The organism is Rheinheimera mesophila, from assembly GCF_000986865.1.
Classification (GTDB): domain Bacteria; phylum Pseudomonadota; class Gammaproteobacteria; order Enterobacterales; family Alteromonadaceae; genus Pararheinheimera; species Pararheinheimera mesophila.
Window position 1 is genome coordinate 1 of record NZ_LAVS01000012.1, and the last position, 26515, is coordinate 26515.

General features: G+C 47.9%; 21 protein-coding genes, 2 tRNA genes and 2 rRNA genes. 22 read left to right on the plus strand and 3 right to left on the minus strand.

The window, feature by feature from the left end:
• The 3 genes from SD53_RS06570 to SD53_RS06580 form a co-directional block, all read left to right on the plus strand.
• A 23S ribosomal RNA gene (locus tag SD53_RS06570) occupies window positions 1-660 on the plus strand; the annotation flags it as partial.
• 80 nt (window positions 661-740) lie between these two features.
• Window positions 741-855 (plus strand): 5S ribosomal RNA (gene rrf, locus SD53_RS06575).
• Window positions 856-1262: 407 nt separating this feature from the next.
• Entirely contained in the window at window positions 1263-3302 is a 2040-nt protein-coding gene (locus SD53_RS06580) for a methyl-accepting chemotaxis protein (protein WP_046519442.1), read from the plus strand.
• A 58-nt stretch (window positions 3303-3360) separates the two neighbouring features.
• On the opposite strand, the gene luxS is transcribed toward SD53_RS06580, so the two are convergent.
• Complete coding sequence (gene luxS, locus SD53_RS06585; RefSeq protein WP_046519443.1) at window positions 3361-3867, minus strand: S-ribosylhomocysteine lyase; 507 nt, start codon at window positions 3865-3867, stop codon at window positions 3361-3363.
• A gap of 255 nt (window positions 3868-4122) precedes the next feature.
• On the opposite strand from luxS, the gene dnaK reads away from it, so the two are divergent.
• The 3 genes from dnaK (at window position 4123) to SD53_RS06600 (ending at window position 8188) form a co-directional block, all read left to right on the plus strand.
• A complete protein-coding gene (gene dnaK / locus SD53_RS06590; RefSeq protein WP_046519444.1) occupies window positions 4123-6030 on the plus strand; it encodes a molecular chaperone DnaK in 1908 nt (635 codons plus the stop codon).
• A 100-nt stretch (window positions 6031-6130) separates the two neighbouring features.
• A complete protein-coding gene (gene dnaJ / locus SD53_RS06595) occupies window positions 6131-7255 on the plus strand; it encodes a molecular chaperone DnaJ (RefSeq protein ID WP_046519445.1) in 1125 nt (374 codons plus the stop codon).
• 126 nt (window positions 7256-7381) lie between these two features.
• Window positions 7382-8188 carry a M48 family metallopeptidase gene (locus SD53_RS06600; protein WP_046519446.1) on the plus strand — a complete coding sequence of 269 codons (807 nt, stop codon included), beginning with the start codon at window positions 7382-7384 and terminating at the stop codon, window positions 8186-8188.
• Window positions 8189-8280: 92 nt separating this feature from the next.
• On the opposite strand, the gene SD53_RS06605 is transcribed toward SD53_RS06600, so the two are convergent.
• On the minus strand, window positions 8281-9597 hold the full coding sequence (locus tag SD53_RS06605) for a Na+/H+ antiporter NhaC family protein (RefSeq protein ID WP_046519447.1): 1317 nt from the start codon (window positions 9595-9597) through the stop codon (window positions 8281-8283).
• Between the two features lie 284 nt (window positions 9598-9881).
• Here SD53_RS06605 and SD53_RS06610 point away from each other — a divergent pair, with 284 nt between their 5' ends.
• The 6 genes from SD53_RS06610 to SD53_RS06635 all read left to right on the plus strand — a co-directional run bounded on the left by SD53_RS06610 (window position 9882) and on the right by SD53_RS06635 (window position 17460).
• Window positions 9882-11036 carry an iron-containing alcohol dehydrogenase gene (locus SD53_RS06610; protein ID WP_046519448.1) on the plus strand — a complete coding sequence of 385 codons (1155 nt, stop codon included), beginning with the start codon at window positions 9882-9884 and terminating at the stop codon, window positions 11034-11036.
• 87 nt (window positions 11037-11123) lie between these two features.
• Entirely contained in the window at window positions 11124-11933 is an 810-nt protein-coding gene (gene dapB / locus SD53_RS06615; protein WP_046519449.1) for a 4-hydroxy-tetrahydrodipicolinate reductase, read from the plus strand.
• Window positions 11934-12129: 196 nt separating this feature from the next.
• Window positions 12130-13260 (plus strand): glutamine-hydrolyzing carbamoyl-phosphate synthase small subunit, encoded by a 1131-nt coding sequence (gene carA, locus SD53_RS06620; RefSeq protein ID WP_046519450.1) that lies wholly within the window; start codon window positions 12130-12132, stop codon window positions 13258-13260.
• A gap of 27 nt (window positions 13261-13287) precedes the next feature.
• On the plus strand, window positions 13288-16509 hold the full coding sequence (carB, locus tag SD53_RS06625; protein WP_046519451.1) for a carbamoyl-phosphate synthase large subunit: 3222 nt from the start codon (window positions 13288-13290) through the stop codon (window positions 16507-16509).
• On the plus strand, window positions 16506-16982 hold the full coding sequence (greA, locus tag SD53_RS06630) for a transcription elongation factor GreA (RefSeq protein WP_046519452.1): 477 nt from the start codon (window positions 16506-16508) through the stop codon (window positions 16980-16982). The genes carB and greA overlap by 4 nt, the downstream gene beginning before the upstream one ends.
• Window positions 16983-17049: 67 nt before the next feature.
• Window positions 17050-17460 (plus strand): hypothetical protein, encoded by a 411-nt coding sequence (locus SD53_RS06635; RefSeq protein WP_046519453.1) that lies wholly within the window; start codon window positions 17050-17052, stop codon window positions 17458-17460.
• Here SD53_RS06635 and yhbY read toward each other — a convergent pair.
• Window positions 17457-17753 carry a ribosome assembly RNA-binding protein YhbY gene (gene yhbY / locus SD53_RS06640; RefSeq protein WP_046519454.1) on the minus strand — a complete coding sequence of 99 codons (297 nt, stop codon included), beginning with the start codon at window positions 17751-17753 and terminating at the stop codon, window positions 17457-17459. The genes SD53_RS06635 and yhbY overlap by 4 nt on opposite strands.
• A gap of 84 nt (window positions 17754-17837) precedes the next feature.
• Between yhbY and rlmE the strand changes: the two genes are divergently transcribed.
• From rlmE to nusA, 10 genes are all read left to right on the plus strand, one after another.
• Window positions 17838-18467 (plus strand): 23S rRNA (uridine(2552)-2'-O)-methyltransferase RlmE, encoded by a 630-nt coding sequence (gene rlmE / locus SD53_RS06645; RefSeq protein WP_046519455.1) that lies wholly within the window; start codon window positions 17838-17840, stop codon window positions 18465-18467.
• Between the two features lie 80 nt (window positions 18468-18547).
• Window positions 18548-20458 carry an ATP-dependent zinc metalloprotease FtsH gene (gene ftsH / locus SD53_RS06650; RefSeq protein ID WP_046519456.1) on the plus strand — a complete coding sequence of 637 codons (1911 nt, stop codon included), beginning with the start codon at window positions 18548-18550 and terminating at the stop codon, window positions 20456-20458.
• A gap of 122 nt (window positions 20459-20580) precedes the next feature.
• Window positions 20581-21423: a dihydropteroate synthase gene (folP, locus tag SD53_RS06655; protein WP_046519457.1), complete on the plus strand. Its 843-nt coding sequence runs from the start codon at window positions 20581-20583 to the stop codon at window positions 21421-21423.
• Entirely contained in the window at window positions 21416-22750 is a 1335-nt protein-coding gene (gene glmM, locus SD53_RS06660) for a phosphoglucosamine mutase (protein ID WP_046519458.1), read from the plus strand. The genes folP and glmM overlap by 8 nt, the downstream gene beginning before the upstream one ends.
• Window positions 22751-22833: 83 nt before the next feature.
• Window positions 22834-23580, plus strand: a complete 747-nt coding sequence (tpiA, locus tag SD53_RS06665; RefSeq protein WP_046519459.1) for a triose-phosphate isomerase — start codon at window positions 22834-22836, stop codon at window positions 23578-23580.
• Window positions 23580-23918, plus strand: a complete 339-nt coding sequence (secG, locus tag SD53_RS06670; protein WP_046519460.1) for a preprotein translocase subunit SecG — start codon at window positions 23580-23582, stop codon at window positions 23916-23918. Before tpiA ends, secG begins: the two co-directional genes overlap by 1 nt.
• Before the next feature lie 18 nt (window positions 23919-23936).
• A tRNA-Leu gene (locus tag SD53_RS06675) sits at window positions 23937-24021 on the plus strand.
• A 70-nt stretch (window positions 24022-24091) separates the two neighbouring features.
• Window positions 24092-24168 (plus strand) — tRNA-Met (locus SD53_RS06680).
• 358 nt (window positions 24169-24526) lie between these two features.
• Entirely contained in the window at window positions 24527-24982 is a 456-nt protein-coding gene (rimP, locus tag SD53_RS06690) for a ribosome maturation factor RimP (protein ID WP_046519462.1), read from the plus strand.
• 28 nt (window positions 24983-25010) lie between these two features.
• Complete coding sequence (nusA, locus tag SD53_RS06695; protein WP_046519463.1) at window positions 25011-26507, plus strand: transcription termination factor NusA; 1497 nt, start codon at window positions 25011-25013, stop codon at window positions 26505-26507.
• The last annotated feature ends 8 nt before the right edge of the window (window positions 26508-26515 follow it).

A 26515-nucleotide genomic window follows, 5' to 3' on the forward strand; every position in this document is an offset into this window, starting at 1 on the left:
TGACTGGGGCGGTCTCCTCCTAAAGAGTAACGGAGGAGCACGAAGGTTGGCTAAGTACGGTCGGACATCGTACGGTTAGTGCAAAGGCAGAAGCCAGCTTAACTGCGAGACAGACACGTCGAGCAGGTACGAAAGTAGGTCTTAGTGATCCGGTGGTTCTGTATGGAAGGGCCATCGCTCAACGGATAAAAGGTACTCCGGGGATAACAGGCTGATACCGCCCAAGAGTTCATATCGACGGCGGTGTTTGGCACCTCGATGTCGGCTCATCACATCCTGGGGCTGAAGTCGGTCCCAAGGGTATGGCTGTTCGCCATTTAAAGTGGTACGCGAGCTGGGTTTAGAACGTCGTGAGACAGTTCGGTCCCTATCTGCCGTGGGCGTTGGATGATTGATTGGAGTTGCTCCTAGTACGAGAGGACCGGAGTGAACGAACCGCTGGTGTTCGGGTTGTCATGCCAATGGCACTGCCCGGTAGCTATGTTCGGAACGGATAACCGCTGAAAGCATCTAAGCGGGAAGCCGGCCAAAAGATGAGTCATCCCTTGTACCTTGAGTACACATAAGGGTCGTTGGAGACCACAACGTTGATAGGTGAGGTGTGGAAGCGTGGTGACACGTTAAGCTAACTCATACTAATTGCCCGAGAGGCTTAACCATACAACGCCCAAGGTGTTTGTGTGTGGTGTGATACAGAATTCTATCGAGCTTGCTTGTTAAAGACATAAAAACAGTTTTTGCCTGGTGGCAATAGCGCTGTGGAACCACCTGAATCCATTCCGAACTCAGAAGTGAAACGCAGCCGCGACGATGGTAGTGTGGCAGATGCCATGCGAGAGTAGTTCACCGCCAGGCTCCCAAATAAACAACCCCGCTCACTGAGCGGGGTTTTTTATTTGCGTTGCCACAGGCGGTCGCCAGGGTGAAACAGGAAAAACGGGACGCAAACAGTTTTGCGTCACGCCTGTTTCACGCCGCGCGCTCTGCAAGCGGCCGGACAAGAGGTTCCGCTGTCACCTGACCGCTCAAATTCAGAACCAATCTAGCTCAGCTTCTACCCACCGACGTAATGCCTCCGGCTATTGCGCCCTACATGTGCTAATCACTCCTCCCTAAACTCATCCGCCCCAAAATAAGTCATTAAATGCACCAATTTGATACATCTAAGCCATTGATAAAATTCACTTATTTAGCAAAGTAAATTCAGTAGTCAAATCAACTACTTTATGTTTCTATAAGTCAGTATCCTTTTGGGGGCTGTTATGTCTTATATTAAAAATCTATCAATAAAACAAAAACTATTACTCGCAGTAGGTGGCTCAGTCGCTGTACTTTTAGTTGTGTCGGCACTATTTACCGTGAGGCATTTAAGCCAACTGACGCGCCAGCAAGTTCAGGCTGAAGTTGATTCATTAGTTACGACTGAATCGGTGAATATAGGTAAATTTTTTGCCGAGTACGCTCAGGTTGCCCGTACTTTTCTTGAAGCTCCACAGTTTCAGGCCTGGTTTCAGGCTTACCCGGGCAGGAACGCCGATTTGAGTTTAGTGCCCGGCTATCAGGACATTAATCAAAGTTTTATCAAGATCAGTGAGCGGGATCCAAACATCTTGTCCGCTTTTTTTGCGCTGGACCGCAGTGCCGAATATTTCAGAGAGAATTCCAGAACAGGTGTGGATAAAGAAGGTCCTGATGCCGGGAATGTCAATAAAGGCTATTTTGCAACCCAACGCCCCTGGTACAAATTAAGCCTTGAACATAATAAGTTTTTTGTCGGCTCCCCTTCGGCTGATTTCACTACAGGAATTGTGTCTGCGGTAGTCGAAGGACCAGTGTATTTACCTGATGGCACTTTATTGGGGGTTGGCGGTCTGGATTTGCATTTGGATAAGCTGGGTGAACAAGTAGAACGGATCCGTTATCAGGGCGAAGGCCTGCCATTTTTGCTCGATAGCGTGGGGCAGGTGGTACATTTTTCTAAAGCGGCTGGTCTTGATATTAAGGCCAATGACCCGCTGGAATTGTTAGATAAAAATGTCGCAGACACCGAAGGTTTTAGCACTCTGGCACAAGCTGCTAAAGAGCAAAAGTCAGGCTTTACCAAAGTTAGTTTGTCAGGGCAAAGTTATTACGTATCCTATCAGCCTGTTCGTCTGGATTTTCCGAAAATGAACTGGCTGGTGGGGTTGTTGATCCCTGCTGAGTTAATTGAAGCCCCTGTGCAGAAGGCTACTGGCTGGGCGTTGTTAGCAACATTGTTAATGCTGGCTGTGATTACGCTGGTGGTGATAGTTACCACGCAACGTATTATCCGGCCTTTGTCTGATCTAACCGTAGCAATGAAAGATATAGCCAGCGGTGAAGGAGATTTAACCCGTACTCTGGCGATTCATAGTTCGGATGAAGTGGGTGTATTGGCTCAGCATTTTAATACCTTTATCCGTAAACTCAGGGATTCTTTACAACAGACTTCAGCGCAATCTTCCTTGGTGCACCAGTCCAGTCAGCACTTAAATCAAGTCGCTGGTCAGACGGATAACGAAATCCAGAGCAACAAACTACAAATCGATGCGGTTTCGGCAGCGGTCACCGAAATGTCTGCTACAGTGCAGGAAATCAGCCATAACGCCCAGCAAACCAGTTCTGCAGCGTTGCAAGCACAGCAACGGGGAAGCGAGGGGGCTTTGTTGTCACAAGCCGCTGTACGGGATATGAGTCTGTTAGCTGATACGATGAGCGAAGCGGTAGAGGTTGTGATTGGTTTAGCAAAAGAGTCCGAAAATATTGGTGCTGTAGTCGATGTGATCAAAGCTATTGCAGATCAAACTAATTTGTTGGCCCTGAACGCTGCGATTGAGGCAGCCAGAGCTGGTGAGCAAGGCCGTGGTTTTGCTGTGGTTGCAGATGAAGTCCGCTCTTTGGCGGGGCGCACCAGTGAAAGCACTGGACATATTCGTAACATGATTGAAAAACTACAGACGATCGCCAAAGATGCAGAACTGAAGATGCAACAAGGTCGTGAGCAAACTCAGCTAAGTTCAGAGCGGGCGACAGCCATGCAAAGTTCGCTTGATGCGATAAGCCAGGCTATCGAAGTAGTACAGCAGCAAAGTGCGGCTATTGCGGTGGCTACCCAGCAGCAAGGCGTAGTGGCAGAGGATATTAATATGAATCTTCACCGTATTACCCATTTGATGGATAGTACTGCCTCCCATACTTCAGAGTTGAATCATGAGTCCAGATTGTTGAATCAGGCCTCGCAGCAACTGAAAACCATTACCGGGCAATTTAAACTGCACTAAAACAATAAAGGCCACAGCGTTATTCACCTTGTGGCCTTTATTCTCCTCTGTAGCTGAGTTATTGCTTTAAAAACTCAGCAGAGAGTTTTAACTCGTCATTTAAATTCACGCCTACACCCCGGCTGATCACATTTTGGGCAATCTGTTTGGCTTCTTCCAGAGAATGCATCTGCGCGGTGCCACATTGATAGATATTCAGTTCTGGGATTTCAGACTGATTTTGTACCTTCAGCACATCTGCCATAGCCGCCTGCCATGCCGCTGCCACACGTTGCTCATCTGGTGTACCAATCAGGCTCATATAAAAGCCTGTACGGCAGCCCATAGGAGAAATATCGATGATTTCGACATCACTGCCATTTAAATGGTCACGCATAAAGCCAGCAAATAAATGCTCCAGTGTATGAATACCTTTTTCCGACAAGATTTCTTGGTTAGGCACACAAAAACGTAAATCAAACACTGTGATAGCGTCCCCTTTCGGAGTGTTCATTTTTTTCGCCACACGTACAGCCGGCGCTTTCATGATGGTGTGGTCAACGGTAAAGCTGTCTAATAAAGGCATGATTTCTCTCTCAGTTCAGGCTCATTGTCTGGTCATTAGTCAGGATTATACGCCGCAATTGCTTTTTGGGTTAACTGCTTTTCTGTTCTATTGCCTCAGTTTCAGTGCTATTTAACCGCTAGCCCTGGCTTTTTGCTGGTTTATCGCACAATCGATAAATTTTTTTAAAAAAATAACCTTGAATCGAATAGGGATAAACCCCATTAACAGGTCAACACAATTTTAATTGTACAGATTAATAAGCGGAGAGTAGTTATGGGTAGAATTATTGGTATTGACTTAGGTACAACAAACAGCTGTGTGGCTATTTTAGATGGTGACCAGCCGCGCGTTCTCGAAAACGCTGAAGGTACCAGAACCACTCCTTCCATCATCGCTTATGCCGAAGACGGCGAAGTATTAGTAGGCCAGCCAGCCAAACGTCAGGCTGTGACTAACCCAAAAAATACTTTGTTTGCAATTAAGCGTTTGATTGGTCGTCGTTTTGAAGACGCTGAAGTTCAGCGTGACATCAAAATCATGCCTTACCAAATCGTTAAAGCTGATAATGGTGACGCTTGGGTTGAAGTTAAAGGCAAAAAATTAGCTGCACCTCAGATTTCTGCTGAAGTGTTGAAAAAAATGAAGAAAACTGCGGAAGATTATCTGGGTGAACCAGTGACTGAAGCGGTGATCACTGTGCCTGCTTACTTCAACGATGCTCAGCGTCAGGCGACTAAAGATGCCGGTCGTATCGCTGGTTTAGAAGTGAAACGTATCATCAACGAGCCAACAGCAGCAGCTCTGGCTTATGGTATGGATAAGAAAAAAGGCGACACCAAAGTTGCAGTTTATGACTTAGGTGGTGGTACTTTCGATATCTCTATCATTGAAATCGACGATGTTGATGGCGAGCAAACCTTTGAAGTATTAGCAACCAACGGTGACACGCACTTAGGTGGTGAAGACTTCGACTCTCGTTTAATCAACTATCTGGTTGAAGAGTTCAAAAAAGAGCAGGGCATCGACCTGCGTAACGACCCTCTGGCCATGCAGCGTTTAAAAGAGTCTGCTGAAAAAGCCAAGATTGAATTATCTTCAGCGTCACAGACCGAAGTAAACCTGCCGTATATCACTGCAGATGCCACAGGTCCTAAACACTTAAACATTAAAGTGACCCGCGCCAAGTTGGAATCTTTGGTAGACGACTTAATTCAGCGCACCATTGAGCCACTGAAACAAGCATTAAAAGATGCGGACCTGTCCGTCAGCGATATCAACGATATCATCCTGGTCGGTGGTCAGACTCGTATGCCTAAAGTGCAGGAAGCGGTAACAGCTTTCTTTGGTAAAGAACCACGTAAAGACGTGAACCCGGATGAAGCTGTGGCTGTAGGTGCTGCGATTCAAGGCGCTGTACTGTCTGGTGATGTGAAAGATGTTCTGTTACTGGACGTAACGCCACTGTCTTTAGGTATTGAGACTATGGGTAGCGTGATGACAGCCTTGATTGAGAAAAACACGACGATCCCAACCAAGAAGTCACAAACCTTCTCTACAGCAGATGATAACCAGTCTGCGGTAACTATCCATGTATTGCAGGGCGAGCGTAAACAAGCGTCTGCGAACAAGTCGCTGGGTCAGTTTAACTTAGAAGGTATTCGTCCAGCCCGCCGTGGCGAACCACAAATCGAAGTGACTTTCGATTTAGATGCTGACGGTATTTTACATGTGTCTGCCAAAGATAAAGACACAGGGAAAGAGCAGAAGATCACCATCAAAGCGTCTTCAGGCTTAACGGATGAAGAAGTAGAACGTATGGTACGTGATGCTGAACTGAATGCTGAAGAAGACAAGAAGTTCGAAGAGTTAGTGCAAACCCGCAACCAGGCTGACGCTTTAGTGCATGCAACCCGCAAGCAGATTGAAGAAGCCGGTAACGACCTGGCCACTAACGATAAACAAGAGATTGAAGCCGCTGTTGCTGCGCTGGAAACAGCGATCAAAGGCAATGACAAAGCTGATATCGAAGCGAAAACTCAGGCGCTTATTCAGGCCTCGCAGAAACTGGCCGAAGTAGCGCAAGCGAAAGCGCAACAAGGTGGCGCCGAACCGCAAGCTCGTAATGCCGCTGCTGATGATGTAGTGGACGCTGAGTTCGAAGAAGTAAAAGACAACAAGTAATCATTGTGTCTGTGGGGGTGTATCTTTAAGATGCCCCCCATACCAGAGTTAATTTGAGCGACCGCCCTGTGCGGTCGCTCCTCTATCAAGATGAGTTGTTATGTCGAAGCGTGATTATTACGAAGTGCTTGGCGTCCAGAAAGGCGCTGACGATAAAGAAATCAAGAAGGCCTATAAACGGCTCGCCATGAAATATCACCCGGACAGAACCCAGGGCGATAAGGCTATGGAAGAGAAGTTTAAAGAAGTGCAAGAAGCCTATGAGATCCTGTCGGATGACCAGAAGCGCGCTGCGTATGATAATTATGGTCACGCTGGTGTGGATCCAAACCGCGGTGGCGGTGGCGGTGCCGATTTTAACGACATCTTTGGTGATGTGTTTGGCGACATCTTCGGTGGCGGTCGCCGTGGTGGTCAATCCCGGGCTCAACGTGGTTCAGACTTACGCTATAACCTGGAGTTAAATCTCGAGGATGCTGTGCGGGGTAAGTCGGTCGAAATTAAAGTACCCACCTGGGTGTCCTGTGATGTCTGTGATGGTTCAGGTGCGAAAAAAGGCACGCAAGCCAAGAACTGTCCAACCTGTCATGGTGCGGGTCAGGTGACTATGCGTCAGGGCTTTTTTGCGGTACAGCAAACCTGTCCTACCTGTAGTGGCCGTGGCAAAATTATTCCAGACCCCTGCACTAAATGTCATGGCGATGGTCGCGTAGAAAAGACCAAAACCCTGTCGGTGAAAATCCCTGCTGGTGTGGATACAGGTGACCGTATCCGTTTAGCGGGTGAAGGTGAAGCCGGACAATTTGGTGCGCCTGCCGGAGATTTGTATGTGCAGGTGCATGTCAAAGATCACCCTATCTTCGTGCGTGACGGCAACAACCTGTATTGTGATGTGCCTATCAGTTTCAGTACAGCCGCTTTAGGTGGTGAAATTGATGTGCCGACTTTAGATGGTCGCGTCAAGCTGAAGATCCCGGCAGAAACTCAGACCGATAAAATGTTCCGTCTGCGCGGCAAAGGCGTGCAGTCAGTTCGTGGCGGCGGCGTTGGTGATTTAGTCTGTAAGGTAGTGGTAGAAACGCCTGTCAACTTAAGCGATAAGCAAAAAGACTTATTGCGCCAGTTGGATGAAAGCTGGGCAGGTGACAGTGAAGCCAAACACCGACCTAAATCGAAAGGTTTCTTTGATGGTGTGAAGAAATTCTTTGATGATTTAACTGGTTAATGTTGTTTTGATGAAAACCACCTGCGGGTGGTTTTCTTTTTTCTTATCCCCCACAATAACTGAACTTATTTCAGTTTTTACCGTTCTATAAGCTGCAGTTTTCAGTACGAAAAGAAGGATTATTTGATGCGTACTAAATTTGTTCTTCCATTGGTAATAGCCAGTCTGCTGGTTGTCAGTTGCACTCAGTCGCCAACAGGTCGTCGTCAGTTGATGTTATTTGATGATAAGAAACTCAGTGCCATGGGCATTCAGACCTTTGAAGGCATGAAGGCCGAAATTCCGATCAGTAAAAATAAAAAAGTAAACCAGTACGTGCAGTGTGTGGCCAACCATCTGCTTAAACATACCGATGCCAAGTGGCAACAAACTCCTTGGGAAATCGTGGTGTTTGAAGATGATCAGGTCAATGCTTTTGCCTTGCCGGGTGGCAAAATGGGGGTGTATACGGGGCTGTTGTTAGTAGCAGATAACCAATCACAACTTGCTGCTGTAATAGGCCATGAGATAGCTCATGTGATGGCCGGACACAGCAATGAACGTTTATCTAGTGATCAGTTTATCTCTACCGCTCTGACGGTGGCTGATGGCGCTTTGGCCGTTGCAGGTTCTCCTTATCAGGAGCAAATGCGCAGTGCCTTTGGTTTAGGTGCTCAGGTGGGGATTGCGCTGCCGTTTAGCCGGGCCCATGAAACCGAAGCTGACATTATGGGGCTGGAGCTGATGGCTAAATCGGGTTTTGTACCTGCTGAATCTGTGAAGTTATGGCAGAACATGGCAGCCAAAGGTAGTGGCTCGACACCGCAGTTGTTATCCAGCCATCCGGTGCCGGATAATAGAATTAAAGAGTTGAATAAACATATGGCTGTGGCAGAAAGTTATTATCAGCAGCGCCGCAGTCAGGGCGCTCTCCCCAACTGCAATAAAGCTTAACATGCAAAAAACCGGGCCTGCATCATGCAGGCCCGGTTTTTAGATAAGACTGTTGCACCGATAACTGTTCAAAGCTCCAGGCCTGAGCAGGTTCAATCCTTCGGGGCGTTTTTCTCCAACAAGATACGCCCTACAGCAAAAGCGGCCAGGATAAAGCAGTAGTAGCTTTGGGTGACCACGTCCCAGGGGGATAAGCCAAAGCTCGCTCCTAATAACAACGCCTGAGCGCCATATGGCACTAGGCCTTGTGCTATACAGGCAAACACATCCAGTAAGCTGGCACTGCGTTTGGGCGTGATCTGGTGATGTTGTGCAATATCTTTACTCACATCGCCAGTCACGACTATGGCGACTGTGTTATTGGCAATACAAAGATTGCTGACAAAAGCCAGAGCGGCAATCGCCAGTTGCTGAGCTTTATTACCCGCCAATTTTAGTTTTAATGCCAAAGCAGTGACATGGCTGGATAAGTACTGCAAGCCTCCCTGTTGTTTAACAAATTCCCCTAATGCTCCAACCAGCATTGATAACAGGAAGATTTCCTGCATTGAGCCAAACCCTTTGTAAATATCTTTACCCAGATTTGCCAACTGGTAATCGGCAAATACCGCGCCTTGCAAGGCGGCCAGCAGCAAACCCAGCAATAACACTGCAAACACATTCATACCAGCCACAGCCAGGATCAGGATCGCTGCATAAGGCAATACACCGGTCCAGCCAAACTCTTTCACTGTCACTTCGGTTTGGCTTTGTGCTAATACAGCGAATAAGACCAAAGTGACCAGGGCTGCAGGCAGGGCAATTTTCAGGTTTTCTCTGAATTTGTCTTTCATCTGTGCACCCTGAGTGCGGGTGGATGCTATGGTGGTATCAGAGATAATCGACAGGTTATCGCCAAAAATGGCGCCGCTTAACAATACACCAGCCACTAAAGCCGGTTCTAACTGGGCTTGGGTGCTTAAACCTACCGCTATAGGAGCTAAAGCGCCAATGGTCCCCATGGAGGTGCCCATCGCTGTAGCGACCAGAGCGGATATCACAAACAAACCTGGCAATAAAAATTGCGCCGGTACAAGCGATAAACCGGCATTAACCACCGCATCCACACCCCCGGTCGCATGAGCGACTGTCGCAAAAGCGCCTGCCAGCAGGTAGATGATACACATAGTAATAATATTGTTATTACCGGCGCCTTTGACCAACACCTCTATCGATTCTGCCAGTGGCGCTTTGTATAACCAAATCGCCAGCACTAAAGCCGGGATAATAGCCACAGGTCCAGGCAACTGATAAAAAGCGTAGTCAACGCCCTGGGATTGCAGATACAAACCTGTGCCCAAGAACAAAGCGACAAACAGCATTAATGGCAGCAAGGATAAACGGGCCTGCTGTTTTTGCGATAACGTCATGAATTTTCCTCTAAACCTAATAGGTTTTAAAATTTTTCGGAATATAGAGACGTCCGGAAGTCCTGTCAAATAGTAAAGCTGACTAAGCTATAGCCAAAATGATAAAAGTCATTGCTTCAGGCCATTGGTAGCAGAACACACCTGAGGTCTTATTCGCTTAAATCCAGCCTAACTGAATTCTGGCATTTTGCCTATGACCGAAGAAAAAGCCTCAAGCCGCTTGAACTTAAATGGAGCCAGGCCCATATAACAAGCTCAATCTCGTTGCAGACACCGGAGCCTTTATGTTTAATTTTTCCTATCAAAACCCAACTCGTATTGTATTTGGCGATGGTCAAATCAGTCAGTTAAGCCAGTTGATCCCAACAGGCAGCAAAGTGTTACTGACCTATGGCGGTGGTTCTATTAAACAAAACGGTGTGTATCAGCAAGTGATCAATGCCTTAAAAGGCCATAGTTATCTGGAGTTTTCTGGTATTGAACCTAACCCAAGCTACGAAACCTTAAGTAAAGCTGTGGCTTTGGTAAAAGCTGAAAAAATCGATTTTATTCTGGCGGTAGGTGGCGGTTCAGTGGTCGATGGCAGCAAATACATCGCCGCTGCTGCACTGCTGGAACAGGACGGCTGGGCTATTTTAGAGAAAAAAGCCCGCATCAAAGCGGCATTGCCCCTGGGTTGTGTGTTGACCTTACCTGCAACCGGCACTGAAAGTAATGCCAATGCAGTGATTACCCGCCAAAGCACGCAGCAAAAGCTGGCGTTTTCGCACCCATCTGTCTATCCACAGTTCGCCATTTTGGATCCCAAAGTGACGTACAGCTTGCCAGCCAAACAAATTGCTAATGGCGTAGTGGATGCTTTTGTCCATGTGATGGAGCAATACCTGACTTATCCGGTGAATGCTGCAGTGCAGGACAGATTTGCGGAGTCGCTGCTGCAGGTGCTGATTGAAGAAGGGCCAAAAGCCTTAGATCAACCTGAAAATTACGATGTCAGAGCGAACGTGATGTGGGCAGCCACTATGGCGCTAAATGGTCTGATTGGGGTCGGTGTGCCGCAGGATTGGGCCACCCACGGTTTAGGCCATCAGCTCACTGCCCTGTATGGTTTGGATCACGCTCAGACGCTGGCGATAGTATTGCCCGCTTTGATGCAGCAGCAACGAGCCACTAAACGCGAAAAATTATTACAGTACGCCAGCAGAGTCTGGGGGTTGCAGCAGCAAGACCCTGAGCGTCAGATTGACGAAGCCATCTATCATACCCGGGCCTTTTTTGAGCAAATGGGAGTGCCTACCCGTTTAACTGCTTATGGTTTACCTGCGTCTGTTGTTGATGAGCTGATGGCGAAACTGATGAGTCAGGGCATGAATAAACTGGGTGAACACGGCGATATCGATTATCAGGCCAGTCGCGCTATTTATACTGCAGCGGTTTAAGAAAAACCGGCAGTTTGGGGTTGCATATCCATCCGGACTGCCGTTTAATAGCGCGCGAATGAACCTTGCCAGACACAGGAATCACAGATGAGTACAGTCGGTATCTTAGGCGCTAACGGCCGCATGGGCAGAGCTTTAGTCAGTATCGCAAAAGAGCATCATCTGCCTATTACCGCAGCTACTGTACGTTATGGCTCTGCTCTGGCGGGTATGGATGCTGGCGAACTGGCAGGTTGTGGCAAATTAAACCTGCCTTTTGTTGAAACTTCGGCTAAAGCTTTGGCTCTAGCCGATATCTGGATTGATTTCACTATGCCAGAGGCTATGTTGCAGCATCTGGAGCTGGCGGTACAGGCGAAAAAAGCGTTGGTGATTGGTGTGACTGGATTAACGGACACACAATATGCTGCAGTGCAACAAGCCGCTTTGCATATCCCTATCGTCTGGGCGCCGAATATGAGTGTGGGCGTGAATTTATTGCTGCATCTGGTGCAGACCGCCGCTAAGGTGATGGGGCAGACCGCTGATATTGAAATTATTGAAGCACACCACAGATTTAAAAAAGATGCGCCTTCAGGCACTGCGATGGCAATTGGTCATCACATTGCCAAAGCCTTAGACCGCAATCTCTCTGATGTCGCTGTCTATGGCCGCGAGGGCATCACCGGCGAGCGGGACCAAAAGACCATTGGTTTTGCGACTGTGCGCGGCGGCGATATCATTGGCGATCACACAGCGCTTTTTGCGGATCTGGGCGAACGACTGGAAATTACCCACAAAGCATCCAGCCGCAGCACTTTTGCCCAGGGTGCGTGGCGAGCTGCACTTTGGTTGCAAAATAAACAGCCAGGACTTTATTCTATGCAACAAGTGCTGGGTTTGGCTGACTTAGCTTAACTTTTTGAGCAATATGTTATAAAAATGCGATCAAAGCGTCATTTTTATAAAATTTCAAAAAAGAGTTAGACCAAATAGCTCAAATCGCCTAGAATAGTCAGGTTTGCCTAAGCAAACTTGAATTCAAAAATTCTGGGTCAAAACGGGTGGTGAACTGCAATGTTTTTCCCCCGTTTTCTGCTGTTTGGAGGTTATTTTGACTAAGTCCGCCCTGCTCGTACTGGAAGACGGCACCGTATTTCGCGGTACAGCCATTGGCGCTGAAGGTATTTCTGTTGGAGAGGTGGTATTTAATACCTCGATGACCGGGTATCAGGAAATCCTTACGGATCCTTCCTATGCTGAACAAATCGTCACTCTGACCTATCCTCATATCGGAAATACCGGCACAAACGATGAAGATGAGGAATCCGACAAAATTTGGGCCAAGGGCCTGATTATCCGTGACCTTCCTTTATTAGCCAGCAATTTCCGTAATCAAGCCTCTCTTAGTCATTACCTTAGTTCCCGCAATATTTTAGGCATTGCCGATATAGACACCCGTAAACTGACCCGTATTTTGCGTGACAAAGGCGCACAAAACGGCTGCTTGATGGCGGGCGACAACTTAGATGAAAACAAAGCTTTAGAACTGGCCCGTGCTTTCCCTGGCTTGTCCGGCATGGACTTAGCCAAAGTAGTCTCAGTCAAAGAGCCGTATCAGTGGACTGAAGGCAGTTGGGCTTTAGGTCAGGGTTTTGCCAAACCAGATAATTCTGCTTTTCATGTCGTTGCTTACGATTTTGGTGTGAAACGTAATATTTTACGTATGTTGGCTGACCGCGGTTGTCGTTTAACTGTAGTTCCGGCTCAAACTCCTGCAGAGCAAGTTCTGGCAATGAACCCTGATGGTATTTTCTTATCCAATGGTCCTGGTGATCCGGCACCTTGTGATTATGCCATCAAAGCTATCGAAACTTTCCTGACCACTGATATTCCTGTGTTTGGTATTTGCTTAGGTCACCAGTTACTGGCGCTGGCCAGCGGTGCCAAAACTGTGAAGATGACAGTAGGCCATCATGGCGGTAATCATCCGGTGAAAAATCTGGACACCAATAAAGTATTAATCACAGCGCAAAACCATGGTTTTGCCGTCGATGAAGCCAGTTTGCCTGCTCATTTGCGTGCAACGCACAAGTCGTTATTCGACGGTACCTTGCAGGGAATTCATCGCACCGACAAAGCTGCGTTCAGTTTCCAGGGCCACCCTGAAGCCAGTCCTGGCCCGCATGAAGCCAGTGAATTGTTTGACCACTTTATCGAATTGATGCAACAGCGTCAGGCTTAATTGAGATAAGAGAGACAGAGAACAGCTATGCCAAAACGTACCGATCTTAAAAGTATTCTTATCCTCGGCGCCGGCCCTATTGTGATTGGTCAGGCCTGTGAGTTCGATTATTCAGGTGCTCAAGCCTGTAAAGCGTTAAAAGAAGAGGGTTACCGTGTTATTCTGGTGAACTCTAATCCGGCCACTATCATGACAGACCCGGAAATGGCCGATGCAACCTACATCGAGCCTATCCACTGGCAAGTGGTAGAAAAAATTATTGAAAAAGAACGTCCATGTGCGGTGTTACCGACTATGGGCGGTCAGACCGCATTAAACTGTGCGCTGGACTTAGAGCGCCATGGTGTACTGGCAAAATACAATGTCGAAATGATTGGCGCCACTGCCGATGCCATCGACAAAGCCGAAGATCGCAGCCGTTTTGATAAAGCCATGCGTTCTATTGGTCTGGCTTGCCCACGTGCAGGTTTGGCGCATTCGATGGAAGAAGCCTACGAAGTGCTGGAAAAAATTGGTTTTCCCTGCATTATTCGTCCGTCCTTTACTATGGGTGGTTCAGGTGGTGGTATCGCCTACAACCGCGAAGAATTTGAAGAAATCTGTACCCGTGGTCTGGATTTATCGCCCACCAAAGAACTGCTGATTGACGAATCGCTGATCGGCTGGAAAGAATACGAGATGGAAGTGGTGCGTGATAAAAACGACAACTGCATCATCGTCTGTTCTATCGAAAACTTCGACCCTATGGGGGTGCATACCGGCGACTCGATCACTGTAGCACCGGCTCAGACCTTAACGGATAAAGAATATCAAATCATGCGTAACGCCTCTTTGGCGGTACTGCGTGAAATTGGTGTCGAAACCGGTGGTTCCAACGTACAGTTTGGTATCAATCCTGAAGATGGCCGTATGGTGATCATCGAGATGAACCCGCGGGTATCCCGCTCTTCTGCTTTGGCCTCCAAAGCCACAGGTTTCCCTATCGCTAAAGTGGCGGCCAAACTGGCTTGTGGTTACACCCTGGACGAACTGGCCAACGATATTACTGGCGGTAAAACACCGGCTTCGTTCGAACCCAGCATCGACTATGTCGTCACTAAAGTGCCTCGTTTTAACTTTGAAAAATTTGCTGGTGCCAACGATCGCTTAACCACCCAGATGAAGTCTGTGGGTGAAGTGATGGCCATTGGTCGTAACCAGCAGGAATCGCTACAAAAAGCTTTACGTGGTCTGGAAATTGGTGTCTGCGGTTTAGACCCAATCATCGATATTCATGCACCTGAAGCGAAGGAAAAAATCATTCGTGAGCTGCGTGAACCTGGCTCGCACCGTATTTGGTACATTGCCGATGCGTTCCGGATGGGCATGAGCATGGATGAAATCTATGCACTGACCAAAATTGACCACTGGTTCCTGATTCAGATTGAAGACTTACTGAAAGAAGAAGCTGCAGTCAAAGCTGCAGGTTTTGCTGGTCTGGACGAAAGTCGCCTGAAGGTGTTAAAGCGCAAAGGTTTTGCCGATAAACGTTTAGCAGACTTATTGGGTGTGGCTGAAAGCGAAGTGCGTAAAAAGCGTCACAGCTTTGGTTTACACCCTGTGTATAAAAGGGTCGATACCTGCGCTGCGGAGTTTTCATCCAACACGGCTTATATGTACAGCACTTACGATGAAGAATGTGAAGCAGCACCTAGCAATCGTGACAAAATCATGATCATCGGTGGTGGTCCAAACCGCATCGGTCAGGGTATCGAATTTGACTACTGCTGTGTACACGCTGCGCTGGCGTTACGTGAAGATGGTTACGAGACTATTATGGTTAACTGTAACCCTGAAACCGTATCCACAGACTACGACACCTCTGACCGTCTGTACTTTGAATCTATTACGCTGGAAGACGTGCTGGAAATAGTACGGAAAGAACAGCCAAAAGGCGTGATTGTTCAATACGGTGGCCAGACGCCATTAAAATTAGCCCGAGCTTTAGAAGCCAATGGAGTGCCAATTATTGGTACTTCGCCAGATGCCATTGACCGTGCTGAAGACCGTGAGCGTTTCCAGCAGGCCGTCGAACGTTTAGGTTTAAAACAACCACAAAACGCTACAGTCACCAGTCTGGAAGAAGCCATTGCCAAAGCGCCGACCATAGGTTATCCGATGGTGGTGCGTCCATCTTATGTATTGGGTGGCCGTGCTATGGAAATCGTCTATGACGACCAGGATTTACGTCGTTATATGACCGAAGCTGTGAGTGTATCAAACGACTCTCCGGTCTTGCTGGACCGTTTCCTTGATGACGCTATTGAAGTAGATATCGACGCCATTTGTGACGGCAAAGAAGTGATCATCGGCGGCATTATGGAACACATTGAGCAAGCCGGTGTGCACTCAGGTGACTCCGCCTGTACTTTACCACCACACAGCTTATCTGCTGATGTACAGGACAGAATGCGTGAGCAGGTGAAAAAGCTGGCGCTGGAGTTGGGTGTGGTCGGTTTAATGAACACTCAGTTTGCGGTCAAAGACAACGAAATTTATCTGATAGAAGTCAATCCGCGTGCTGCCCGCACTGTGCCTTTTGTGTCAAAAGCGACAGGTATGGCCGTAGCTAAAGTCGGCGCCCGTTGTATGGCTGGCCAGTCTTTAGCATCACAAGGCATTACCAAAGAGATTATTCCACCTTATTTCTCTGTGAAAGAAGTGGTGATCCCGTTCAACAAATTCCCTGGTGTGGATCCAATTCTCGGCCCTGAAATGCGTTCAACAGGCGAAGTGATGGGGGTAGGCGATAGCTTCGCTGAAGCTTTTGCCAAAGCACAATTAGGTGCTGGCACTGTGATCCCAACGGGTGGTCGTGCTTTACTTTCAGTACGTGACAGCGATAAAGTGCGCGTTGTTGAATTAGCCAAAACTATGATTGAGCTGGGTTTCGAACTCGACGCCACAGGCGGTACCGCTAAAGCTTTACAAGATGCCGGTATTGAATGCCGGACTGTCAGCAAAGTATTTGAAGGCCGTCCGCATATTTTGGACCGGATCAAAAACGGCGAGTACAGCTATATTGTCAATACCACTGAGGGTCGTCAGGCGATTGAAGACTCCAAAGTGTTACGTCGTGGCGCGCTGCAACATAAGGCCAACTACACCACAACTTTAAATGCAGCTTTTGCAACCTGTAAAGCGAATGCGGCCAATGCGTTTGCCACAGTTGCATCAGTGCAGGAACTACATAAGAGAGTAAACGGATGAGTCAAATCCCTATGACTGTTGAAGGCGCTCAACGCTTGCGTGATGAGCTGCAAGAGCTGAAAACAGTAAGACGCCCAGCTATCATACAAGCGATAGCTGAAGCGCGTGAGCATGGTGATTTAAAAGAGAATGCGGAGTACCACGCTGCCCGTGAGCAACAGGGCTTTTGTGAAGGCCGCATTCAGGATATCGAAGCCAAGTTATCCAATGCACAGATCATCGATATCACTAAGTTGCCGAATAACGGCAAAGTGATTTTTGGTGCCACTGTGACCATTCTGAATCTGGATACGGAAGAGGAAGTCACTTACCGTATAGTTGGGGATGATGAAGCGGATATTAAAAACTTCCGGATTTCGGTGAATTCGCCGATAGCCCGGGGTTTGATTGGTAAATCAGAAGAAGACGTGGTCACCATCAACACTCCAGCCGGTATGGTGGAGTTTGAGATCACTCAAGTACAGTACTTATAAGCTGTATCTGTAGATAAAAGGCGGCTTTGGCCGCCTTTTTACTCTCAATCATTCAGAGTTGCTCACCATGCAAAAACGCCAGACAAAGGCTTATCAGATCCAACAGATAGACCAGGTGCTTTGGGTTCAGGTTTTTGGTGTGTCGACATTATTAGGCACTGAAGAATACGTCAGAGACTTTAGAACTTTGGTTGCGCCAGCTACTGCGAAACCTTGGGCCGTTGTATTAGATATAAGGCAGTGGCAACCCAGTCCGGCTCAAGCGCTGGAGTTATTAAAACAGAATTCTGTCTGGGCTATCGCCAACAATTTGCATCATGTCGAGTTGCTACTACCGACTGATGAGCTACTGACCTGGCAGTACCTAAAAGCCACTGAAGTGCAGAAACCTGCATATCTGACGCGGCATATTGCAGAAGATGAAGCATCGGCCCGCCAGTTTCTGCAGGCCGCTGGTTACTTAAAAGGTGCTGATTAACCCTTTGGAATATGTAACTTTTTCTCTTTGGCGGCGCGGTAAAGCACTAAAATATGTCCAATTACCTGCACCTTTTGTGCTTTGGCTTCGCGTACTATCGCATCCATGATGGCTACTTTTTCGTCGCGGTCGATACTTGGAACTTTGACTTTGATCAGCTCATGGTGCTCTAACGCCAGATCAATTTCGGCCATCACTCCTTCGGTGAGTCCATTGCCACCGAGCAAAATGATCGGCTTTAACTCATGAGCTTTGGCTTTTAAAAACTGTTTTTGTTTATTACTAAGGTTCATATGTGTAGATTTTCCGTGTTGGAAAGCTTGAAATTACACTATTGTACCGCCATCTTGCTATGAAGACTATTTAAGAGTACTCAGATGACAAAGAAAAAACGTTCTGCCAGTTCTTCTCGCTGGTTACAGGAACATGTCAGTGACCCTTTTGTACAAAAAGCACAGAAGTTAGGTCTGAGATCACGAGCCGCCTTTAAGCTCGATGAGATCCAGGATAAAGATAAATTGATCAAAACCGGCATGACAGTCGTAGATCTGGGGTCGGCCCCTGGTAGCTGGTCGGCCCGGGCCGCTGAGCTAGTGGGTCAGTCTGGTTGTGTGGTGGCTTGTGACATTTTGCCGATGGACCCTTTGGCTGGTGTAGCTTTTTTACAGGGTGATTTTCGTGAGGAAGCGGTACTAAATGCGCTACTGGAACGCATCGGCGGTCGCAATGTCGATGTGGTTTTGTCGGATATGGCGCCCAATATGAGTGGCAATAGCACAGTGGATCAATCCAGAAGTATGTACCTGGTTGAACTGGCGCTGGAAATGTGTAACAACGTATTGAAGAAAAACGGCAGTTTTGTGGTCAAAGTATTTCATGGCGAAGGCTTTGAGGCCTTTGTGCAGCAGGTTCGCAGTGTATTTACCACGGTACGAATTCGTAAACCGGATTCGTCCCGGGCACGGTCCAGTGAGACATATATCGTAGCTACAGGCTTTAAAGTCTAGTAAAGTAGCGACAGGTTCACTGTATCGTAACCGGTTTTTGTAACTATTTTCGTAACTGAGAGGTTCTCACCTTGAGTGACATGGCAAAAAATCTCATCGTATGGCTGGTGATCGCCGTTGTATTGATGTCGGTATTTAATAGTTTTGGTCCTGCTGATAAAGCAGATAAGCAAATGAGTTATACCCAGTTTCTAAAAGAAGCCAATCAGGGCCAGATCCGCGAGGTGAAGGAACAGAACGGTGTGATCACGGGTATAAAACGTTCAGGCGACCGTTTTGAAACTGTGATCCCAACTGGCTACGATCCGAAGCTGATTGATGACATGTACAAAAATGACATCACCTTCTCTGGTACTGCACCTGAGAGTCCAAGCATGCTGGGCCAAATTTTTATTTCCTGGTTCCCAATGCTGCTGCTTATCGGTGTCTGGATTTTCTTTATGCGCCAGATGCAAGGTGGGGGTGGCAAAGGCGCTATGTCCTTTGGCAAGAGCCGTGCCCGTTTAATGGGCGAAGATCAAATCAAAACCACCTTTGCTGACGTTGCAGGTTGTGACGAAGCCAAAGAAGAAGTCACAGAACTGGTGGACTATTTAAAAGACCCATCACGTTTCCAGAAGCTGGGCGGCAAAATACCAAAAGGTATTTTAATGGTCGGCCCTCCAGGTACAGGTAAAACCCTGTTGGCGAAGGCGATTGCCGGTGAAGCTAAAGTACCGTTTTTTGCTATCTCAGGCTCTGACTTCGTAGAAATGTTTGTGGGCGTGGGTGCCAGCCGCGTACGTGACATGTTTGAGCAGGCGAAAAAAGCGGCTCCTTGCATTATCTTTATCGACGAAATCGACGCCGTCGGCCGTCAGCGTGGCGCAGGTTTAGGTGGTGGTCATGATGAACGTGAACAAACCTTAAACCAAATGCTGGTAGAAATGGATGGTTTTGATGGCAACGAAGGCATCATCATTATTGCTGCCACCAACAGACCAGACGTATTAGATGCTGCGTTGTTAAGACCGGGTCGTTTTGACCGTCAGGTCGTGGTGGGTTTACCAGATGTGCGGGGCCGTGAGCAAATTCTGAAAGTGCATATGCGCAAAGTGCCGTTAGGTGACGACGTCAAAGCCAGCGTGATTGCCCGTGGTACTCCGGGTTTCTCTGGTGCGGATTTAGCCAACCTGGTGAACGAGGCTGCATTGTTTGCTGCCCGTGGCAACAGCCGAGTGGTTGGTATGGAAGAGTTTGAAAAAGCCAAAGATAAAATCATGATGGGTGCAGAGCGCCGTTCTATGGTGATGTCGGAAGCTGAAAAAGAAATGACGGCTTATCACGAAGCCGGGCACGCTATAGTCGGATGTCTGGTGCCGGAGCATGACCCGGTGCACAAAGTCACTATTATTCCCCGGGGCCGTGCTTTAGGTGTCACCTTCTTTTTACCTGAAGCTGATGCCATCAGTATCAGCCGCCGTAAACTGGAAAGTAAAATTTCAGTGGCTTACGGTGGTCGTCTGGCGGAAGAGCTGATTTACGGTGGTGATGCGGTATCTACAGGTGCTTCGCAGGACATCAAATACGCAACTTCTATTGCACGTAATATGGTGACGCAGTGGGGCTTCTCAGAAAAACTCGGTCCTCTGCTGTATGCCGAAGAGGAAGGTGAAGTCTTCTTAGGCCGCAGTATGGGCAAAGCCAAGAACATGTCGGATGAAACAGCCGGTATTATCGATGCTGAGATCAAAGCTATCATCGACCGGAACTACAACAGAGCAAAAACCATGATTGAGGAAAACATGGATATTTTGCATGCCATGAAAGATGCGCTGATGTTGTATGAAACTATTGATTCCAGACAGATTGAAGATTTGATGGCCCGTCGTCCTGTACGCCAGCCTGAGAACTGGGAACCTAAAGACAAAAACAAGGGGTCCAACAGTGACGATGCGAAACCGGCGGGTACTGTAACACCGTCAGAGCCATCCACAGACAACCCTCTGTAAACCACTGACCAACCAAACCCCGGGAACTCCCGGGGTTTTGCTATCTGCAGGAGGCATTCTGTGTCGCTGTTGTTGGCGACCAGGCCCTGTTGCGACTATCCAGAGGATGAAGGAGTATTTCGATGTTATTGCAGTTACCCCGTCAGCGGCAGTTGGATTTATCCCGCCCTAAAGTCATGGGTATTTTAAATATCACCCCGGATTCGTTTTCTGATGGCGGCCGCTTTATTGGTAAAGACGCAGCTATCTCTCAGGCTCGGGCCATGCTTGCTGCGGGTGCTGCTATTTTAGATATAGGGGGAGAATCGACCCGGCCAGGGGCTGAAGAAGTCTCAGTACAACAGGAGCTTGACCGGGTTTTGCCAGTGATTGAGGCTATTCGGTCTGAGCTGGACTGTATTATTTCTATCGATACCTGTAAAACTGCCGTGATGAAAGCCGCTGTGGCTGCCGGAGCCGATATCATCAATGATATTAAAGCTTTACTCGACACCGGAGCTGTCGACTTTGCCGCCTCGGCGCAGGTACCGGTTTGTCTGATGCATATGCAAGGTCAACCCAGAACCATGCAGCAATCGCCCGTCTATCAGAATGTAGTGAAGGAAGTCAGCGACTTTTTACAACACAGGGCAGCAGTTTGTGTTGCCGCCGGGATCTCTCGCAGCCAAATCATCCTTGATCCTGGCTTTGGTTTTGGTAAAAGCTTGCAGCATAACTACCAGTTGTTAAGTCAGCTTTCAGAATTACTGTCATTAAATTATCCTGTTCTGGCTGGGATGTCGCGTAAGTCTATGATTGGTCAGTTAGTTAATGTTCCGACTGAGGAACGTTTGGCAGGTAGTTTGGCCTGTGCCACAATAGCTGTTATGAAAGGTGCCCGCATTATCCGCGTGCATGATGTAAAAGAAACTGTGCAGGCTGTGGCCGTTGCCACTGCCACTTTATTTGGAGTAGAGCATGTCTAGGAAGTATTTTGGCACTGATGGTGTGCGTGGCAAAGTGGGTGAGTTTCCCATTACCCCTGAATTTGCAATGAAGTTAGGTTGGGCTGCTGGCCGGGTGTTATCGCAGCGCGGTACCAAAAAAGTATTAATTGGTAAAGACACCCGTATTTCGGGTTATTTGTTAGAAACCGCACTAGAAGCCGGTTTAGTGGCCGCAGGGGTGGATGTGCGTTTATTAGGTCCTATGCCTACACCTGCAGTGTCTTACTTGACCCGTACTTTCCGTGCTGAAGCTGGTATTGTCATCAGCGCATCACACAATCCTTATTACGATAACGGCATCAAGTTTTTCTCCGCGGACGGCACCAAGTTACCGGACGATGTGGAGCTGGCTATTGAAGCGGCGATGGAACAACCTATGGTCTGTGAATCGTCAGAGCGTTTAGGTAAGGCGATGCGTATTGATGATGCCGCTGGCCGTTACATTGAATTCTGTAAAAGTCATATGCCTAACCATTTATCCTTAAGTGGTTTAAAAGTAGTGCTCGATTGTGCTCACGGCGCGACCTATCACATAGCTCCGAATGTATTCCGTGAGCTGGGGGCTGAGGTTCAGGCTATAGGCATCAGTCCGAATGGCTTAAATATTAACGACCACTGCGGTGCCACCCACACTGAATTGTTACAGCAGACAGTGGTGGAGACAGGTGCTGATTTAGGTATCGCCTACGATGGTGATGGCGATCGCGTGATGATGGTGGACCACACAGGTCGTGTCATTGATGGTGACGAAATCGTCTATATCATTGCCCGCAACGCACAAAAGCTGAATAAATTGCAAGGTGGTGTTGTTGGCACTCTGATGAGCAATATGGGACTCGAGCTGGCTCTGGCGGAGCTGGGCATTCCTTTTGCCCGCTCTAATGTGGGTGACCGCTATGTGGTTGAAATGCTGGCACAGAAAAACTGGCGTATCGGTGGTGAGAATTCAGGCCATGTGCTGAATCTAGATCATGCGGGCACAGGCGACGGCATTATTGCTTCTATCCAGGTATTAACCGCTATGCTGGAAGCCAAGTTGTCGTTGGCTGAACTGGCGCAGGGAATGACCAAATTGCCACAGGTACTGGTAAACGTGAAGTTTGAAAAAGGTACTGCTCCTTTAGAAAATCTACACGTCAAGAAAGTGATACAGCAGGTTGAGCAGGAGCTGAATGGTCAGGGTAGGGTATTGATCAGAAAATCCGGCACTGAGCCACTTATTCGTGTAATGGTGGAAGGAAGGATACAAGACGAAGTACAACAATATGCGCAAAAAATAGCCGATGCGGTCAGGGTTGCCAGCTAAAAACGGCTAATTTAACCATCAAGTCTTGTTTGAGCGGGCGAGGTTAGTTACTATCTCGCCCGTTTTAATTCAGAGGCAATAACATGAGACAACGCAAGCCGTTAGTGGTCGCTAACTGGAAAATGAATGGCAGCTTCGATCTGGTTCAACAGATGTCAGCCGCCTTGTCTGTGTTAACACAACCTCTGCCTGATATTTTGATCTGTCCTCCGGTAATTCTTCTGCCTCACTTTCCAAAACATCCGAATTATTTGTTGGGTGCTCAGAATGTGAGCGAACAGTTGGCAGGGGCCTTTACCGGTGAAATCTCTGCAGATATGCTACGTGCCGCTGCTGCGTCTTATGTGATCGTTGGTCATTCAGAACGTCGTACTTTGTACGGTGAACAGGATGCTGTGATCAGTCAGAAAGTAAAAGTGGCGATAGATTCAGGTCTGACCCCTATACTTTGTGTAGGCGAGTCGCTGGTGCAAAGAGAAGAAGAAAAAACTTTGCAGGTTCTTGCACGGCAATTGGATGCGGTGTATGCTGCGCAGCCTCATTTACTGGCGCATTCTGTGGTAAGTTACGAACCGATTTGGGCTATAGGCACAGGTCGCACCGCGACACCAGAACAAGCTCAGCAAGTGCATCAGTTTATCCGCCAGCATCTGGCGCAGTACGATGCTCAGGCTGCCAATGAGTTAAGAATTATTTATGGTGGTAGTGTCACTGCCGCTAATTGTGAAGCCTTGTTTGCAGAGGCGGACATAGACGGTGCCCTAATTGGTGGCGCCAGTTTAAAAGTGGCAGATTTTTCTGCGATTTGCACAATGGCAAAGGATTCATAATGTACGAACTGTTTATTGTATTGTATCTGTTGGTTGCATTAGCGCTGATCGTTCTGGTGTTAATCCAGCATGGTAAAGGTGCTGATATGGGCGCCTCTTTTGGTGCCGGTGGTTCAGCCACTATTTTCGGCTCTTCAGGTACAGGTAACTTTTTAACTCGTACCACCACAGTGTTAGCTACTTTGTTTTTCGCTTTAAGTCTGTTGCTGGGTAACCTGAGCACAGACCGCGTGAAAGCGGTAGACGAATGGCAGGATTTATCTGTTCCGGTTGAAACAAAAGCAGCTGACGCAGCAGAAGAGAAAAAGCCAGCATCAGATATTCCTGTAGGAAACTGATTGCACCTCTGATTTTTAGCCGAGATGGTGAAATTGGTATACACGCTACCTTGAGGTGGTAGTGCCTTCGGGCGTGCGGGTTCAAGTCCCGCTCTCGGCACCAATACAAAAAGCACGGCAAGCAATGCTTGCGATAGTCACACCAGGACTATATAATGTGCGTCGCTTACGGACGCGGGATGGAGCAGCCTGGTAGCTCGTCGGGCTCATAACCCGAAGGTCGTCGGTTCAAATCCGGCTCCCGCAACCAAATTCGCCAAGGTTCGAAGGAAATAAAGAAAAAAGCCCACGGGCTCCTCTTTATAACCCCGGGCGAAGGTAGTCGGTTCAAATCCGGCTCCCGCAACCAACTTTTACTGATAAATAAAACTTCGCAAGTTTCATTAAGCAGAAAAGTTGTAACCGTAAGATGCTTCTGTCAGACAGAGGCTTTGCCCAGGTGAAACAGTTCGCTGTTAAACCTACAGAATTCAGGGTTTTGATTGGCGATATCAGAACCCAGTCAGCTCCTAAAGTCGCCCCGAGATTTCGGGGCGTTTTTATATCTGGCGACAAGGTTGTACTACTATTCTGGGCTCTATGCCCTTTTTTTATTTCTGGAGGTCTCTTTGACTAAACAAGAACAGCAGTTAACTGAGCTGTTAACGCCAACAGTAGAAGCCGCAGGCTTTGAGCTGGTCGGCATTGAGTTCGTTCGTGCTGGACGTCACTCTATTTTGCGGGTTTATATTGACCATCAGGATGGGATTACGGTGGATCATTGCGCCACGGTAAGCCGTGAAGTGAGTGCGTTGCTTGATGTTGAAGACCCTATTCCGAATGAATATTTCCTTGAAGTGTCTTCCCCTGGTTTAGACAGACCACTTTTTACTCCAGCGCATTTTGCCAAAGTTGTTGGTCAGATCATTGAAGTAAAGCTGGCTATTCCTCAAGATGGACGCCGCAAATTTAAAGGCCTGCTGACACAAATCGAAGACGATATGTTAGTAGTGGAAGTGGATGGCAAACTCTACCGTTTGCTGATGAATAACGTAGATAAAGCGAACGTAGTGCCTGTGTTCTGATACACAGGTCAAAGCGAGGCAAAATAATATGGCTAAAGAAATTTTATTAGTAGTAGATGCGGTCTCGAATGAAAAGTCAGTACCGCGCGAGAAAATTTTCCAGGCGTTAGAGTACGCGTTAGCGGCCGCCACTAAAAAGAAAAACGAAGGCGACATCGAAGTCCGTGTAGCTATTGATCGCAAAACTGGTGCTTATGAAACCTTCCGTCGCTGGTTGGTGATCCCGGACGATCAGGTACAAGAACATCCATACCGCGAAATCACTTTATCAGCCGCTCAATATGAAGAGCCGCATCTGAAGGTGGGTGATTATGTGGAAGAACAAATTGAATCCATTACCTTTGACCGGATCACCACACAAATGGCGAAACAGGTCATAGTACAAAAAGTACGTGAAGCAGAGCGTTCACAAGTAGTTGAAGCTTATGTCGATCAGGTCGGTGAGTTAGTCACAGGCGTAGTGAAAAAAGTAAACCGTGACAGCATCATCGTCGATTTAGGTAACAATGCAGAAGCCATGTTAGCGAAAGAAGAGATGTTGCCACGTGAGACTTTCCGTCCGGGCGATCGTATCCGCACTTTGTTATACGAAGTTAAACCAGAAGCCCGTGGTGCTCAGCTATTTTTAAGCCGTACACGTCCTGAGATGCTGATTGAATTATTCCGCATCGAAGTGCCGGAAATTGGCGAAGAAATGATTGAGATCCGTGGTGCCGCGCGCGATCCGGGTTCACGCGCCAAAATCGCAGTGAAAACTAACGATCGTCGTATCGACCCTGTAGGTGCGTGCGTCGGCATGCGTGGTTCTCGTGTGCAGGCTGTGTCCAGTGAATTAACAGGTGAACGTGTTGACATCGTTTTATACGATGACAACCCGGCTCAGTTTGTGATCAACGCCATGTCTCCGGCCGAAGTGGCGTCCATCATTGTTGATGAAGACAAGCATTCGATGGATATTGCGGTAGAAGACAGCAATCTGGCGATGGCCATAGGTCGTGCAGGTCAAAACGTGCGTTTAGCCAGTCAGTTGACCGGCTGGGAGCTCAACGTGATGACAGTGTCGGCCATGAAAGCCAAACACCAGGAAGAAAATGCCAAGGTGCTTGACTTGTTTATGACCGCCCTTGAAATCGACGAAGATTTTGCTGGCGTGTTAGTGGACGAAGGTTTCTCTACCTTAGAAGAGATTGCTTATGTTCCGGTTAGCGAACTGTTGTCCATCGATGGCTTGGACGAAGATACAGTCGAAGAGTTACGTAAACGTGCCAAAGCCGTATTAACCACACGTGCGCTGGCCAGCGAAGAATCACTGGAAGGCTCAGCGCCGAGTGAAGCATTAGTTAATCTGCCTGGTGTTGGCACCCACACAGCTTACGTGTTGGCCAGCAAAGGCGTCATCACGCTTGATGACCTGGCAGAGCTTGGGGTAGATGATTTGATTGAAATCGAAAAAATGACTGAAGAAAAAGCGGCAGAGCTGATTATGGCTGCCCGTAATATTGTTTGGTTCAGTGAAGACAAATAAGTGGGTCA

Bases quoted from the DNA above. Each gene is read 5' to 3' on its own strand.
- SD53_RS06580 (WP_046519442.1), top strand. From the start codon at position 1,263: ATGTCTTATATTAAAAATCTATCAATAAAACAAAAACTATTACTCGCA.
- luxS (WP_046519443.1), bottom strand. From the start codon at position 3,867: ATGCCTTTATTAGACAGCTTTACCGTTGACCACACCATCATGAAAGCG.
- dnaK (WP_046519444.1), top strand. From the start codon at position 4,123: ATGGGTAGAATTATTGGTATTGACTTAGGTACAACAAACAGCTGTGTG.
- dnaJ (WP_046519445.1), top strand. From the start codon at position 6,131: ATGTCGAAGCGTGATTATTACGAAGTGCTTGGCGTCCAGAAAGGCGCT.
- SD53_RS06600 (WP_046519446.1), top strand. From the start codon at position 7,382: ATGCGTACTAAATTTGTTCTTCCATTGGTAATAGCCAGTCTGCTGGTT.
- SD53_RS06605 (WP_046519447.1), bottom strand. From the start codon at position 9,597: ATGACGTTATCGCAAAAACAGCAGGCCCGTTTATCCTTGCTGCCATTA.
- SD53_RS06610 (WP_046519448.1), top strand. From the start codon at position 9,882: ATGTTTAATTTTTCCTATCAAAACCCAACTCGTATTGTATTTGGCGAT.
- dapB (WP_046519449.1), top strand. From the start codon at position 11,124: ATGAGTACAGTCGGTATCTTAGGCGCTAACGGCCGCATGGGCAGAGCT.
- carB (WP_046519451.1), top strand. From the start codon at position 13,288: ATGCCAAAACGTACCGATCTTAAAAGTATTCTTATCCTCGGCGCCGGC.
- greA (WP_046519452.1), top strand. From the start codon at position 16,506: ATGAGTCAAATCCCTATGACTGTTGAAGGCGCTCAACGCTTGCGTGAT.
- SD53_RS06635 (WP_046519453.1), top strand. From the start codon at position 17,050: ATGCAAAAACGCCAGACAAAGGCTTATCAGATCCAACAGATAGACCAG.
- yhbY (WP_046519454.1), bottom strand. From the start codon at position 17,753: ATGAACCTTAGTAATAAACAAAAACAGTTTTTAAAAGCCAAAGCTCAT.
- rlmE (WP_046519455.1), top strand. From the start codon at position 17,838: ATGACAAAGAAAAAACGTTCTGCCAGTTCTTCTCGCTGGTTACAGGAA.
- ftsH (WP_046519456.1), top strand. From the start codon at position 18,548: ATGGCAAAAAATCTCATCGTATGGCTGGTGATCGCCGTTGTATTGATG.
- folP (WP_046519457.1), top strand. From the start codon at position 20,581: ATGTTATTGCAGTTACCCCGTCAGCGGCAGTTGGATTTATCCCGCCCT.
- glmM (WP_046519458.1), top strand. From the start codon at position 21,416: ATGTCTAGGAAGTATTTTGGCACTGATGGTGTGCGTGGCAAAGTGGGT.
- tpiA (WP_046519459.1), top strand. From the start codon at position 22,834: ATGAGACAACGCAAGCCGTTAGTGGTCGCTAACTGGAAAATGAATGGC.
- secG (WP_046519460.1), top strand. From the start codon at position 23,580: ATGTACGAACTGTTTATTGTATTGTATCTGTTGGTTGCATTAGCGCTG.
- nusA (WP_046519463.1), top strand. From the start codon at position 25,011: ATGGCTAAAGAAATTTTATTAGTAGTAGATGCGGTCTCGAATGAAAAG.